The sequence below is a fragment of the Xenorhabdus sp. BG5 genome, assembly GCF_015163665.1.
Lineage (GTDB): Bacteria > Pseudomonadota > Gammaproteobacteria > Enterobacterales > Enterobacteriaceae > Xenorhabdus.
The window spans coordinates 1-15,069 of record NZ_JADEUG010000005.1; the positions used below are offsets into that span (position 1 = coordinate 1).

Below are 15,069 nucleotides of genomic sequence, written 5' to 3' on the forward strand. Positions count from 1 at the left end.
GATATTTATAATCGGTCTAGGCCACACTTAGCGCTAAAATATCAAACGCCCGATGAAGTACATCATCAGGCGTTAAGTAAAAATAGTGTCAACGTATATCAGGACTAGACATCACTTGTCTGAAAAAATAACTCAGTTGATTTTAATTTTATTTTTTTATGGCTGATGAAACGGCACAATAAACCTGTTATTTATATTGAGAAGATGGGAAGAAAAGAAAATGTTTCAATTTTTAAATCAGAGTTCCCAAGGGCGAGGCGCATGGTTATTGATGGCGTTGACAGCTCTTATCCTGGAAGCGACAGCACTCTATTTTCAACATGTGATGCAGTTACAGCCTTGCGTAATGTGCATTTATGAGCGTGTTGCGTTGTTTGGTATTATAGGCGCTGCGCTGCTTGGTGTAATCGCACCTAAAACGCCTTTGCGCTGGTTGGCTATCTTGCTGTGGATTTATAGCGCATGGAAAGGATTACAACTGGCATGGGATCACACCATGATACAGTTATATCCTTCTCCGTTTAATACGTGTGACTTTTTTGTCCAATTCCCATCTTGGTTACCGTTGAATGATTGGTTACCCTCAGTGTTTCAGGCGCTTGGGGATTGTTCGATGAAACAGTGGGAATTTTTAACCCTGGATATGCCGCAATGGCTGATTGGTATTTTTGCCGCTTATCTGCTGGTGAGTATATTAGTGTTAGTGAGCCAATTTTTTCGCACTCAGGGTAGATCTTAAAAGTAAAAAATTACCCCCAAAAGGAGTCGATAAAGGCTCCTTTAATACCTTCCCTACATTCAGCTCCCTATCACAATAATAAAAAATGCGATCTGTATTGCAGATAATAAATCAGAAAAAATGGAAAAGTGAATTTTACTGATTTATAGGCTGAAAAAATGGTAGAATTTTTTCTCTTAAAAAATATTTTATAAAACAACCAGATAAAATTGGGGGTGTTCCCCGTAAGCACGGGGATAAACCGAACTTGAAGAAAGAAAAATCAGCCTTATTACAGGTGTTCCCCGTAAGCACGGGGATAAACCGTTGGCCGGGCAATGTTCGTCAATTGGTTAATGGTGTTCCCCGTAAGCACGGGGATAAACCGGTATTTAAAGAGCTGGCGGGGAATATGGTTCAGTGTTCCCCGTAAGCACGGGGATAAACCGGGCCCATTATGGAAGTTATTTCGATACTCCAGCGTGTTCCCCGTAAGCACGGGGATAAACCGCGATGAGAGCGGCGAACCGATCATCGTCATTGGTGTTCCCCGTAAGCACGGGGATAAACCGGCAGGATTGGGGATCGCCTATCATGCTAAGCCGTGTTCCCCGTAAGCACGGGGATAAACCGCGACCTTATTATCTACCGCTTGCTGATTGGCAGTGTTCCCCGTAAGCACGGGGATAAACCTGCCTTTCCAGCACCTATGACTTTGGTAATGGCGTGTTCCCCGTAAGCACGGGGATAAACCGAAATTTGGCTCAATGGCAACTCATTACCTGATGTGTTCCCCGTAAGCACGGGGATAAACCGTGAACTATCACCTAACGCAATAGAATTAGTTGGTGTTCCCCGTAAGCACGGGGATAAACCGCGCAAAGGGCATTGAAAAGTGCTTCACGCTGAGTGTTCCCCGTAAGCACGGGGATAAACCGATTCCAGAGTTGGAATGCGGATCTCTTTGGTCGTGTTCCCCGTAAGCACGGGGATAAACCCAGTTCTTCATTAAATAATGCGGCCAGGATATCGTGTTCCCCGTAAGCACGGGGATAAACCGGCTTGACATATTACCGATTCTGCTATTAATTTGTGTTCCCCGTAAGCACGGGGATAAACCGTTTATTGAGTATACATCTCTGATTTATTAAATGTGTTCCCCGTAAGCACGGGGATAAACCGGCTGGCGAGCTCACGTTCTACTAGCCCTTTCAGTGTTCCCCGTAAGCACGGGGATAAACCGCTATTAGAACCACGTGTAATTGTCGCAATGCCGTGTTCCCCGTAAGCACGGGGATAAACCGCATGATAGCCGCCATGTTCTGCGGCGTGGAACGTGTTCCCCGTAAGCACGGGGATAAACCGATATTGCATTAATGAAAGAGCTTGGTTTGAAGGTGTTCCCCGTAAGCACGGGGATAAACCGTTGGGTTTTTTGCCCAATCTAAACCATAAATGGTGTTCCCCGTAAGCACGGGGATAAACCGATATGGAGCGTTTTTATCAGCACCTTGAACAGGTGTTCCCCGTAAGCACGGGGATAAACCGGGCAAAATGCGCTGGGTGGAACAGCATTGGCGGTGTTCCCCGTAAGCACGGGGATAAACCGCCTGTGCATTACGAGAACAGTTCGGCCAGCCAGTGTTCCCCGTAAGCACGGGGATAAACCAGCAGGTGAGTATTTGGGGGAGCTTATTTTTCAGTGTTCCCCGTAAGCACGGGGATAAACCGACTGTGATCCTCAAATGATAAAGCGCCTAAAAGTGTTCCCCGTAAGCACGGGGATAAACCGGGTTATAACCTTGGTTTGTTGATTTGTGAAGAGTGTTCCCCGTAAGCACGGGGATAAACCGTTTGGTGACAAGGGATCTAACACCTTGGGTCAGTGTTCCCCGTAAGCACGGGGATAAACCGATTTCCAGCATTATTTTGGGTCAAAAACGTCCGTGTTCCCCGTAAGCACGGGGATAAACCGATTTATTTCATTACCAAAATCACGTAATAGCGTGTTCCCCGTAAGCACGGGGATAAACCGTCTCTTTCTGAACTGTTGCAGGGCATCAATGAGTGTTCCCCGTAAGCACGGGGATAAACCGGGGAAGAGTCATTGCAACAAGTGGCAATGCGAGCGTGTTCCCCGTAAGCACGGGGATAAACCGTTGCTAAGAACGCGAAAGTGATGGTAGAAGTAGTGTTCCCCGTAAGCACGGGGATAAACCGCATCGCACTCTGCCAGATAGCCGTGTGCATCAGTGTTCCCCGTAAGCACGGGGATAAACCGGTGAAGGCATTGATGCCTCAATGATAGGTATCGTGTTCCCCGTAAGCACGGGGATAAACCGGTCAAAGACTTTACGCAATATCAGTTTTCTCAGTGTTCCCCGTAAGCACGGGGATAAACCGGTTCATATGAATAATCAATATACGTGTGTAGCGTGTTCCCCGTAAGCACGGGGATAAACCGTTATGAGCCAGAATAAACCCAATCGCCAAAGAGTGTTCCCCGTAAGCACGGGGATAAACCGCTCTGATACTGGCTCTGGTGCCTATCCATCATGTGTTCCCCGTAAGCACGGGGATAAACCGTTATGCCATTGGCGTTAGGTCAACATCCCGCAGTGTTCCCCGTAAGCACGGGGATAAACCGCATCATAACAAAATCAAAATTTTATTTATTTAGTGTTCCCCGTAAGCACGGGGATAAACCGACCTTATGGCGAGGAATACGGATGTTGTGGCAGTGTTCCCCGTAAGCACGGGGATAAACCGGACTTTCGCACCGAAATAAGACAATTCCATCGGTGTTCCCCGTAAGCACGGGGATAAACCGTGGTGGATATTTAGCCAAATATAGCGGTGCTGGTGTTCCCCGTAAGCACGGGGATAAACCGAAACGCGCCGTACAGTCTGAGAAACGCCGTCAGTGTTCCCCGTAAGCACGGGGATAAACCGTGTGACGTGATCCGCAATGCCGAGCTCGCGCCGTGTTCCCCGTAAGCACGGGGATAAACCGATCCCATTACGCAAACAACCTTAATTAAGACTGTGTTCCCCGTAAGCACGGGGATAAACCGTATTTGGCGTCAAAAAGCTGGCCGATGCGTTAGTGTTCCCCGTAAGCACGGGGATAAACCGATTTTCGGGTTGGAAAGAGGCCGGAATGCGAAGTGTTCCCCGTAAGCACGGGGATAAACCGTCATTATATTGAGGGAGTACAAAGTGGCAAAAGTGTTCCCCGTAAGCACGGGGATAAACCGACATTCGGGGCTTTTTAAGATACGCCATTTAGGTGTTCCCCGTAAGCACGGGGATAAACCGTTGTCAGGTACAAGGTAAGTTTTCGATGGATCGTGTTCCCCGTAAGCACGGGGATAAACCGTTCTTTGTACATCGGCTTTTCCATATAAATCTGTGTTCCCCGTAAGCACGGGGATAAACCGGCCATATTTTAAGCTGATAGCGTAATCATCTGGTGTTCCCCGTAAGCACGGGGATAAACCGACATCCGAGTAAAGAGATTAACGAAAAATTAAGTGTTCCCCGTAAGCACGGGGATAAACCGTAAATCCGTAAATTCATCATGCGCAAAAACCGGTGTTCCCCGTAAGCACGGGGATAAACCGGAAATACCGTTACCGAGCGATACGGTAACGGAGTGTTCCCCGTAAGCACGGGGATAAACCGGTCACTGGTGATAACATGGGTAATGTTTTCTGGTGTTCCCCGTAAGCACGGGGATAAACCGTATCAGAAAAATATTCATATTCATTCAGTTGAGTGTTCCCCGTAAGCACGGGGATAAACCGGTAACGATACCGATAATTAAAGCTGGCAGAAAGTGTTCCCCGTAAGCACGGGGATAAACCGCAGTAAACCACCGACGCCAAACAGGATAAAACAGTGTTCCCCGTAAGCACGGGGATAAACCGTCATTTAATGAACAGGCATATTGATTTATTTAGTGTTCCCCGTAAGCACGGGGATAAACCGAAAACGCGCTGAGGTTTTTTCTTCTATAAGAAGTGTTCCCCGTAAGCACGGGGATAAACCGCGATGGAGCCTGAATTCAAAGCTTACCAACACGTGTTCCCCGTAAGCACGGGGATAAACCGACATTTCTTTTCCTTTGTTTGTCCTGGAATGAGTGTTCCCCGTAAGCACGGGGATAAACCGAATCCAATCAGGCTCTATATGAGCATCCCTGTAGTGTTCCCCGTAAGCACGGGGATAAACCGTAATAGTTGAAAAAGATAATGGCTAAATAGTGGTGTTCCCCGTAAGCACGGGGATAAACCGCCCGGCGGATTGATGTGTCCATACGGCGTGCTGTGTTCCCCGTAAGCACGGGGATAAACCGATCACGCCCCAGCAACAGGATTGCCTTAGCGGGTGTTCCCCGTAAGCACGGGGATAAACCGCCTTTCTCTTTGGCCAGTAGGGTCGCTTGTGACGTGTTCCCCGTAAGCACGGGGATAAACCGACCTGAATATTTATTTGCAGATGACCCAACACGTGTTCCCCGTAAGCACGGGGATAAACCGATAGTTCCCACTGTTACCCCCAAACTGGACGAGTGTTCCCCGTAAGCACGGGGATAAACCGAATGACTTCAAATAAAGACGTGCCCAGTCCCGCGTGTTCCCCGTAAGCACGGGGATAAACCGAATGGACTGCACCGTGCCGACGTGGAAAAACTGTGTTCCCCGTAAGCACGGGGATAAACCGCCCCTGACTATTACCAGTAGTTGGGGGCTTCGGTGTTCCCCGTAAGCACGGGGATAAACCGCACATGCACATAACGATCATTTTGCAATGTCAGTGTTCCCCGTAAGCACGGGGATAAACCACCATTCGGGCTGACTGGCCCGCCGTTTTTAGTGTTCCCCGTAAGCACGGGGATAAACCGGACTCTTTGCAATATCATCCAACTGCGACTTAGTGTTCCCCGTAAGCACGGGGATAAACCGGGTGCTTGCGAGCACCCTTTGTAATATTAAGCGTGTTCCCCGTAAGCACGGGGATAAACCGATTCTGGTGTTGTGAAAATATTATCAATATTAGTGTTCCCCGTAAGCACGGGGATAAACCGCAGACAGGATAACAGTGTTTCCAGTGAAAGCAGTGTTCCCCGTAAGCACGGGGATAAACCGGGTGGAGTAGGTAAAACCACAACAGTAGTAAAGTGTTCCCCGTAAGCACGGGGATAAACCGGAGTGAGGCAGCGCAACAATGAATATCAGCGCGTGTTCCCCGTAAGCACGGGGATAAACCGGCGGTTTGTAGTAACCGGGGCGTAGTGCCCCTAAACACTATTTTGATTCGTGTTCCCCGTAAGCACGGGGATAAACCGCGCTAAACAGGGCGGGGATGTTGGCGGTTCAGGTGTTCCCCGTAAGCACGGGGATAAACCGTGGTGGCTGAAGAGCACATTGTGTTTGATACGGTGTTCCCCGTAAGCACGGGGATAAACCGCACAACGTAACTATTTCACAATCTATTTTGTCGTGTTCCCCGTAAGCACGGGGATAAACCGGCGATTATTTTTTTCTGTGTTTTGCTAGAGCAGTGTTCCCCGTAAGCACGGGGATAAACCGGTGTGGGCGCAGCGGGCGTATTGGTCTGTTTTGTGTTCCCCGTAAGCACGGGGATAAACCGAGCTTAGCTACCACGCTTAATACTCAACTGTGGTGTTCCCCGTAAGCACGGGGATAAACCGATCGGGTAATAAAGGTTATTTGTCGCAAATGGGTGTTCCCCGTAAGCACGGGGATAAACCGCATATCTAGGCAGCCAGCAATAAACCCCTCCGGTGTTCCCCGTAAGCACGGGGATAAACCGTACAGCAAAGGCGGCAACGAAACTGACCTGAAGTGTTCCCCGTAAGCACGGGGATAAACCACCTCACAAGAGGACGGTAATGCCGTACTGGGTGTTCCCCGTAAGCACGGGGATAAACCGCGATTTCCAAAATAAATCTGGGACGCTTAATCGTGTTCCCCGTAAGCACGGGGATAAACCGAACGCCGCCGATGGCACCGCCGATCCCTTTATGTGTTCCCCGTAAGCACGGGGATAAACCGGTCCTCAAGGTGTTGGTTGATAGCTGGCGTGAGTGTTCCCCGTAGGCACGGGGATAAACCGCAATTCCTATCCACTCAATAATGCAGCTAAAAGTGTTCCCCGTAAGCACGGGGATAAACCAGAATGTCAGGAAAGGTTCTATTTAACTGGCTAAATACCAATTAACAACGTCATGCACATACGAAATCTCTACTGACTTTCCGCTGTAATATTTTCTTTCAGTAATGTGTGATTCACGGCATATTTTGCCTGCCATGCTTTAGGGTTGATTAAATAATGTTGCCGGAAACGTTTAGAAAAATGACTTGGGCTGGAATAACCCACTGCGGCAGCGACCTCAATGACATTCATCCCTTTCTTCAATAAATCCTCCGCTGTGGTCATACGGACGTTTTCCAGATATTGATGGAAAGTACGGAAAACAACCGCACGGAATCCTTCTTTTAATTTCCTCTCATTCAAACCCACTGCTCTTGATAACGATTTTATTGTCCAAGGGTAATGATAATCGTTATTAATTATCTTTATCGCATTGTAAACAGCACGGCGCTGTAATCCGCTAATCACATTATATTGGCAATCATAAATTTGAGCTGTCACACAAGCGAGTATTTCTAACGCCTTTGCCTTTAAATAGACCTTTCTGACACTACCATTTAATTGACATTCTTCTATTTGATTCACTATCTGCATAAAGGGTGGATAGATAGGGCAAGCCATCATCAAGGCATCACTATAACTCGCGTTTTTCTCAAAACCAGCCGTTAACTTGGTAAACGATGGCAACTCCTGAGCTTCAATTTCGTTCAGAGAAAAACGGATATCGAGAATACGCCAGGTTCCGCAGCCAAAGAAATTCATACCCCGTGTCATCGTAGGCGAATAGAAAAATACCATCGTTCCCGGATTAATATCTAAAGCCTCACCATTCTCAATTGCCATTTTCCCCTTTCCACTGAGAACAAAGGCTATTGACACTGTTGGCGGCCCTTCACAATATTCTGTAAAATCTTGACTTAACTCAAGATGGATACGGTTGATGTGAATTCCATCAGATAGCTCCTCTGTTAGCAAAGAAGGCGTTGTGTTATTTTCCTCTACTGGTGAATGCCTATTATTGCCATGGCCCGCAGCGAAAATCCCCAATGTCTCGCTATAGATCGTCTTCATGAAATCCCCTGTATAATTAGCATCAGACACCAATCATTTCAAAAAAACGCTTTCCACAATAAAAACAGCATGTTGTGCGTATTAAAGACATTATACTTTTATTTTATATATTTATATACCAACGTGAATATCACGCAATTTATCATTAATGAGAATCATTATCAATAGTACGTATCGCGCTATTTTTGTCCCTATCCCGTTAGCTCTTCTTTTCTATTCCAGTTAATTTCACCAAATATGTTTCCGGGTTTACCACATTTGTTTGGTTTACCACATTTGATCTTTTTAAAACATGATTTGGAAAGGCATAAAGAGTACTTATGAAAAAAAAATATGCTAAAGCGTCTGTCTTATGTTGTCTGATGACACCTGTTGTGACCTGGGCGGAGCATTCACCCGAAGCCACAGAAGATGTTTTGATTGTGACAGCTAACAAACGGGCAGAAGCATTAAATAAAGTTAATGGCAGCATTTTGGTAAAAACTGGCGAGGAACTTGAGCAAGCGGGTATCACTCAGGTACAGGATCTTGAGCGTGCTTTCCCTGGCTTACAAATCCGCTCTCGCGGTAACCGAACCTATTCGGCAACCACCATTCGGGGTATCAGTTCACCCGATTACTATTCACCCTCCATTCGCATTTATGTTGATGGTGTTCCTCAGGATCACCAGTTTCTGACACAAGAGTTAATCAATGTAGAACGTGTAGAATTATTACGTGGTCCCCAAGGCACTTTATATGGCGGGAACGCTCAGGCGGGTGTTATCAATATTATCACCCGTTCGCCAAAAGAAGGCCCCTGGCTTAACCTTTCCGGTCATTATTCCAAGTTAAAACAAGGCGGTTCCTTCAGCGGATCAATGCCGCTTATTGAAGACATGCTTTATGGCAGCATGAGTCTACGCTGGGTAAAAGAGCCAGGACAAATTGATGCGCCAAATCGCGGTGATAAAAATATTGACTCCAGCAAAACCTGGCTTGGTAAAGGAAAACTGACATTTGCGCCAGAAAACTCCCCTTTCAGCGCTGAACTTAGCTTTGCTCATGAAGATCTCAATTCACATGAAGAGCTGTATTTAACCGACGAACAGTTCCGTCGGAAAGAATATGATGGCCCGATCCCAGATTTAACACGGCGCGTCAACAGTTATGCACTCAAAGCGGGCTATGATTTTGGTAACAACGTATTAACCAGTATCACCGCCTATCAGGATCGCGATATTTTCCGTGATTTTATCGGGGGTAAATGGAAAGAAAAACACCACGCCACCACCCAAGAGCTGCGTTTAAATTCCAACTACTCAAATGGGATTACCAGTGTTCTCGGCGGCTGGTTCTCAGATGAAACTAGCAGGCATTATACTAGCTATAATGATGCACATAATAAAATCAAAGGAAAATCGCTAGCCCTGTTCGGCGAGGTTAAATTACCTATTGCGTCTCAATGGGATCTTACCCTTGGCGGCCGTCTGTCACATGAAAAATCTCAGATCAATTATTCAGGACCTGAAAGTGCTTTTGATAACCAGGTTTCCAACAATGAATTTATACCTAAGGCAGCTCTGGGCTGGCAACTGACACCGGATACCCGTTTCTATCTCTCTGCCACCAAAGGATACAAGCCGGGCGGATTCAATAACATTGTTTCTTCTATCAATGATAAAAAGCCTTACGATACCGAAACTTCAGACAATTATGAGTTTGGTTGGCATACCTCATTCTTTAATGACGCAATGACATTAAACAGCGCAGTTTATTACATTCGTTCCAAAGATAAACAGATCTACGTCGGACCTATGGGTGGACAATTTATTCGTAACGCCGGAAAAGCAGAAAGTAAAGGTATTGAGCTGAGCAGCCAGATTAAGCCCATACAAGGGCTTAGACTTTCTCTGGGTGGTAGCGTAGGTAAGTCAAATTTCACTGAGACAACAAGTGGCGTAAATTATAAAGGCAAACGCCTGCCTTATGCACCAGATGTCATGCTTAATGCAAGTTTCGATTATCTGATTGATCAAACATTGTTACCAGGTAACCTCTATTTCAATGCTGGCACTCGCTACTATTCAAAAAGCTACTTTGATGAAGCGAATACCCTTGAACAAGGGGGATATACTCTCTATGACGCATCACTTAGTTTAGAAATGGATCATGGTATCAATGTCAAACTTTATGGGGAAAATTTAGGTAACAAACAGTACCGCGTATCCAGTTTCCAAATGGGAAATACGTATAGCATGATAAATAAAGGCTTGAATGTTGGGCTGGATGTGAGCGTTGCACTATGATGCACAGCACCTCACATCGCCGTCACATCTCGTTACTACTTTTGACTTTGGCTGGTGTTTACACCATCCAAAGTACCATTGGTATGTTAACGTTACAAAGCATGCCGGCATTTCTGCGCAACCACGGCGTTACCCCAGATAAGATAGGGTTACTCTATCTATTAATGTTACCTTGGGCATTAAAATTCCTCTGGGCTCCCGTTGTAGAACGCTATCGCAAATCAGGTTCGGGGGATAATAACCCCCGCCGCATCATGCTCTGCGGCAACCTGTTAATTGCACTGCTTTTTAGTTTAATCTCCTTAGCGAACCCTGCCGAACATATGCCGCTTATCATAGCGGCCCTGTTTTTGATTACGCTTTGTCTGACCGTGGTAGATACCACCACAGACGGCCATGCTATCGATCGATTACCACCACAGCATCGCCCCTGGAGCAATGTTATGCAGGTAGGGGGTAGTTATCTGGGCGCCATTATTGGCAGCGGTCTGTTTTTATATCTTATTTCACTCTATGGTTGGCACATTGGTGCAGGCATGTTGGTGATAGTGATGCTATTAATGTCACTGCCTATTTTGTTCATCCGAAAAACGCAGGGACAGGGAGAATCGAATGCGTCAAAAACATCGATCACACCTTCTCCAAGACCCTCCCTAAAGAGCGCATTACGTCGTACTCCGGTTAAACAGGCACTGATTTTAATACTGCTATGTATGATTGGGACACGCCTGTCACTCGGTATGCTCTCCCCATTTTTAGTCGATCGCGGCGTAGACTTAACCCAATTAGGCATCATTGCTGCCAGTGGTGGTGCATTAGCCGGATTATCTGGCGTCCTGCTTGGTGGCATCGTGGTCCGTAAGTTAGGTGCCGTCCAGACATTATTGGCGGTAATGCTGCTTGAGTGTCTGGTATTAGTGAGTATTTTTTGGCTTGCCCAACAACCAGAAACTCCCCTATCCCTGCTTTCAGCAGCATACGTTTTTATCACGTTAATCACCGCGACCAAATTTGTTGCCTTGTATACCCAAATGATGTCTCTGGCGGCAGGCATACAATCTGGTGTGGATTTTGCGTTGATGCAATCCGCAGATATGAGCATTGCGATCATCTGTTCAATGCTGGGTGGATTGATTGTGACCAAAGCAAGCTACGCCTCCCTTTTCGCGCTTGCATCACTCTTCACCCTTGCTGGCTTGTTCTGGACATTATATAAGCGCCATGATTTCCAAAAGGAAAACACCTATGCTCAGTAATGATCCTTCTGTTCAGAATGCTCCAGAGCAACGTGCCGCTGACGCCGGTGTCCTTAAGACATTGTGGGATATGATGCGCCCATACCGTCCACTGAGTTACGTTGCTATCGCACTTGCCATTGTTTCTGCTGGCCTGCAAATACTGCCGGCAGCGGTTGCGGGCCTTATTACCCAATCACTCTATGACGGGCAATATGACACCTTGCTGAATTACGGCGTCATGTTATTAAGTTTCACCTTTGCCGCGATGCTGACTTTCAGTGGTTCAACGTTTGTTGCTCATTTGATCGCTGCCGATGTTCAGGCTGATGTTCGTCGTAATATCAGCAATAAGTTGAAGTCTGTTCCCTTGGGCTTCTTTATGCAGACTGACAGCACCGAAATCAAGAAGATGATGTTAGATGATGTCGAACAGCTTGAGGATGGTATCGCCCACATTATTCCAGAGATGTCAGCAACCGTGTTCGGCCCATTAATCGCATTGGGTGTGATGTTAGCCATTGACTGGCGATTAGCATTAGCGGCTTTTGTTCCAACTTTGGGTGCTTGTTTATTATTCATCTATATTCAGATGAAAGTTCAAACCACTACTCAGCGTTTTTACGCCGCCCAAAATCGTATTGCTTCGACAATGGGTGAAGTTATCAATGCAATTCCTGTAGTAAAAACCTATTCAGGCGGCAATATTGCACTACAGCGAGCGGAAGAAGCCTTTACCGCCCTGACACGTATTATTGATGTTTGGGTTGAGAAAGTGCAGGTTAAATCCAGTCGATTTTTTGTGCTATCCAGTGCTAATTTGCTGTTTGTCCTCCCTTTAGCAGTCTGGTTATTTAACCGACAAGAGATCACTTTATTTGAATTCACCTTCTTTATTCTGTCTGCTATGGCATTCGGCAATATTGCTTCATCCATGTTCTCTGTGATGACACGTTTGCAGCAGCAAGAGGCGTTAGTCACACGTTATCGTTGGCTCATGAATCAACCTGAATTAGCACCATGTACCCAAAGCCAGGTTCCTGCCGATCATACTGTGACTTTACATAGTGTCAGCTTTTCCTATCAAGATGAGCAGGACAATGTGTTAAATAACATCTCGTTTTCCGTCCCTGCCGGCAGTTCACTCGCACTGGTCGGCGCCAGCGGCTCTGGTAAATCCACGATAGCCAGCCTGATTGCCCGTCTTTGGGATCCTCAACAGGGCAAAATTACTGTTGGTGGTGTTGATATCCGCAACATGGATGAAACCACACTGCGGAATAACATCTCTTTCGTGTTCCAGCGGGTGTTTCTGTTCAACGATACGATAGCCAATAATATCCGCCTGGCTCGTCCTGACGCTTCACCAGCAGAAGTTGAAGCAGCGGCCATCGCAGCACAAGCACATCAATTTATCCAACAGTTACCACAAGGTTACAACACCGTAATCAATAACGGTATTAGCTTGTCTGTAGGAGAAAAACAGCGTATCGCCGTTGCCGCCGCTATCCTGAAAAACGCGCCCATTCTTGTATTGGATGAAGCCACCGCCTATGCCGATCCAGAATGTGAAAAAGAGATGCAACAAGCACTCAATGCGTTATGCCGCAATAAGACAGTGATTGTTATCGCCCATCGCCTGCCAACTGTCCGTCACCTTGATCAAATACTGGTCCTGGATAAAGGACAAATCATTGAGCAAGGCACCCATGATGAACTACTCGCACAGCAAGGCGCGTATGCCAAACAGTGGGCAGCCTGGCGGGGAGAAAATACCGGAACAGGAGTAAATTGATCATGGGATTATTTAATCGTCTCCAACAACATCTGTCCGCAAAACTACAACGGGTTTGGTTGGGTGGATTGTTATATAAGCAGCTTGATACCATTGCAATTATGGCGCAACTGGCTATCGCTGCCTGGGCCATCACTCATCTGGAGGGAACTCATCCGAAAGAAAGTGACAGCGCTATGCTGCCACTTATCACACTGACATTATTGGTTATTTTACTGTTGCTGCGATTCACTTTTATGTCTCGCGCATTACGTAAACTCACCATTGCCGCTTATGGGTTGGGGATAGAAATCCGTCGCTCTTTGCTACAACGGCTTGTCAGTATGTCCATAGCGACAATTCGCGGATTAAGTGCCGGAAAAATAGCCCTGACGTTATCCGAAGATGTGCAATGGCAGGAAAACCAATCAGCCTATACCACTCCACAAATCACCTGCCAGATTATGATGCTGACGCTTATCTATCTGGCTTTATTCTGGTTCGACTGGGTTGTTGCTGGCTGTGCCCTATTAGTATTGCTGGTTGGATTACTGATCCTAGGTGGGATCCGGCAAAAACTCAATGAAATACTGCGCCGTCGGGCAGCGATGATGGCTGATGTATCCGAAGCAATCGTAGAATATGCCCAGGGCATGGCGTTTATTCGCGCGGCGGCTGCGACCACAACGGTAGAACAACGTTTTGACCAGGAAATTGAACAACTACGTGCCGCATTCCGCCGCGGAATATTCAAAAGCATACCGTTGCTGAGTCTGTTCTACATCATTATTGATACCAGCGTGGTTGTTGGCATTCTGGCCGGTGCCTTACGCTTTCATGAAGCACTCACTCTCCCTGAGATGCTGATCACTATTCTATTGTTATTTGCCACTATTACCCCTTTACGCGGGATCATTCCCCTGCTCAACGTGACCGCATTGACACAAGTCGGTGAAACACATATTGCAGAGATAGAAGCGATTGCAACGCAAACTTCCGGGCCATTAGCTGCACCAAACAAATATGATGTTGAAGTTAATAATATTTCATTTAGCTACCCAGGGACTCACCAGCCCGCTATCCGGGACGTGTCATTTTATGCCCCACAAGGCAGTATGACCGCTATTGTGGGACCAAGTGGCAGTGGTAAATCCACGCTGGCCTACTTATTACTCGCTTTCTATCAACTGGATAAAGGTGAAATCCGTTTAGGTGGGAACCCTATTCATCATTACCAGACTCAAGCACTGTATGACACCGTCACAATGATGTTCCAGGAAACCGCACTATTTCAGGATACTGTCGCCAACAATCTCCGTCTGGGAGATCCGAATGCGACGCAGTCAGAGTTGGAACAGGCTGCCCGTCTCGCCAATATTCACGATACGATTATGGCATTACCGCAAGGGTACGATACACCTTTAGGTGTGGATGGCGGTACGTTGTCTGGCGGGGAACGCCAACGGCTTGCCATTGCTCGCGCGATCCTAAAACAATCCCCGGTGCTGTTCCTGGACGAAGCAACGGCGTCGCTGGATCCCGAAAATGAGCAGTTAATACAAGAAGCCTTTGATTCTCTCACTCAGGATAAAACCGTTTTTGTTATCGCTCATCGTCTGAGCACGATAACCCGTGCTGACCAAATATTGGTAATGGATCATGGAACCCTCTGTGATAGCGGTACACATGATGAATTACTGGAGCGTTGCCCGCTTTACCAATCACTTTGGAAAAATCATCTTGGCTCGGAAGAGCATTGGCACTTACATCCCGGTACGCACTTAAATAAGGTGTAACCCACCC

General features: G+C 46.7%; 6 protein-coding genes and 1 CRISPR repeat array. Of the genes, 5 read left to right on the forward strand and 1 reads right to left on the reverse strand.

The genetic code is table 11. The annotated features are described in order from the left end of the window. Nucleotides 1-220 precede the first annotated feature (220 nt). The gene (gene dsbB, locus IQ209_RS04255; RefSeq protein ID WP_193849309.1) at nt 221-739 is read left to right on the forward strand and encodes a disulfide bond formation protein DsbB; all 519 of its coding nucleotides are present in this window, start codon (nt 221-223) and stop codon (nt 737-739) included. A gap of 215 nt (nt 740-954) precedes the next feature. Then, nucleotides 955-6,920: direct repeats of the CRISPR family, unit length 29 nt; unit sequence GTGTTCCCCGTAAGCACGGGGATAAACCG. A 68-nt stretch (nt 6,921-6,988) separates the two neighbouring features. On the opposite strand, the gene IQ209_RS04260 is transcribed toward dsbB, so the two are convergent. Further along, complete coding sequence (locus IQ209_RS04260) at nt 6,989-7,969, reverse strand: helix-turn-helix domain-containing protein (protein ID WP_193849311.1); 981 nt, start codon at nt 7,967-7,969, stop codon at nt 6,989-6,991. A 320-nt stretch (nt 7,970-8,289) separates the two neighbouring features. Here IQ209_RS04260 and IQ209_RS04265 point away from each other — a divergent pair, with 320 nt between their 5' ends. Genes IQ209_RS04265 through IQ209_RS04280 form a run of 4 tightly spaced genes read left to right on the forward strand, consistent with a single transcriptional unit; the run spans nt 8,290 to nt 15,062 of the window. Continuing rightward, complete coding sequence (locus IQ209_RS04265) at nt 8,290-10,257, forward strand: TonB-dependent receptor (RefSeq protein WP_193849313.1); 1,968 nt, start codon at nt 8,290-8,292, stop codon at nt 10,255-10,257. Next, nucleotides 10,254-11,513, forward strand: coding sequence for an MFS transporter (locus IQ209_RS04270; protein ID WP_193849315.1), 1,260 nt, complete (start codon nt 10,254-10,256; stop codon nt 11,511-11,513). The genes IQ209_RS04265 and IQ209_RS04270 overlap by 4 nt, the downstream gene beginning before the upstream one ends. After that, nucleotides 11,503-13,287 carry an ABC transporter ATP-binding protein gene (locus tag IQ209_RS04275; RefSeq protein ID WP_193849317.1) on the forward strand — a complete coding sequence of 595 codons (1,785 nt, stop codon included), beginning with the start codon at nt 11,503-11,505 and terminating at the stop codon, nt 13,285-13,287. The genes IQ209_RS04270 and IQ209_RS04275 overlap by 11 nt, the downstream gene beginning before the upstream one ends. 2 nt (nt 13,288-13,289) lie before the next feature. After that, on the forward strand, nt 13,290-15,062 hold the full coding sequence (locus IQ209_RS04280; protein WP_193849319.1) for an ABC transporter ATP-binding protein: 1,773 nt from the start codon (nt 13,290-13,292) through the stop codon (nt 15,060-15,062). Nucleotides 15,063-15,069 lie beyond the last annotated feature (7 nt).

What these genes read in the sequence shown, in the direction of transcription:
- dsbB (WP_193849309.1), top strand. Translation starts at nt 221, where the DNA reads ATGTTTCAATTTTTAAATCAGAGTTCCCAAGGGCGAGGCGCATGGTTA.
- IQ209_RS04260 (WP_193849311.1), bottom strand. Translation starts at nt 7,969, where the DNA reads ATGAAGACGATCTATAGCGAGACATTGGGGATTTTCGCTGCGGGCCAT.
- IQ209_RS04265 (WP_193849313.1), top strand. Translation starts at nt 8,290, where the DNA reads ATGAAAAAAAAATATGCTAAAGCGTCTGTCTTATGTTGTCTGATGACA.
- IQ209_RS04270 (WP_193849315.1), top strand. Translation starts at nt 10,254, where the DNA reads ATGATGCACAGCACCTCACATCGCCGTCACATCTCGTTACTACTTTTG.
- IQ209_RS04275 (WP_193849317.1), top strand. Translation starts at nt 11,503, where the DNA reads ATGCTCAGTAATGATCCTTCTGTTCAGAATGCTCCAGAGCAACGTGCC.
- IQ209_RS04280 (WP_193849319.1), top strand. Translation starts at nt 13,290, where the DNA reads ATGGGATTATTTAATCGTCTCCAACAACATCTGTCCGCAAAACTACAA.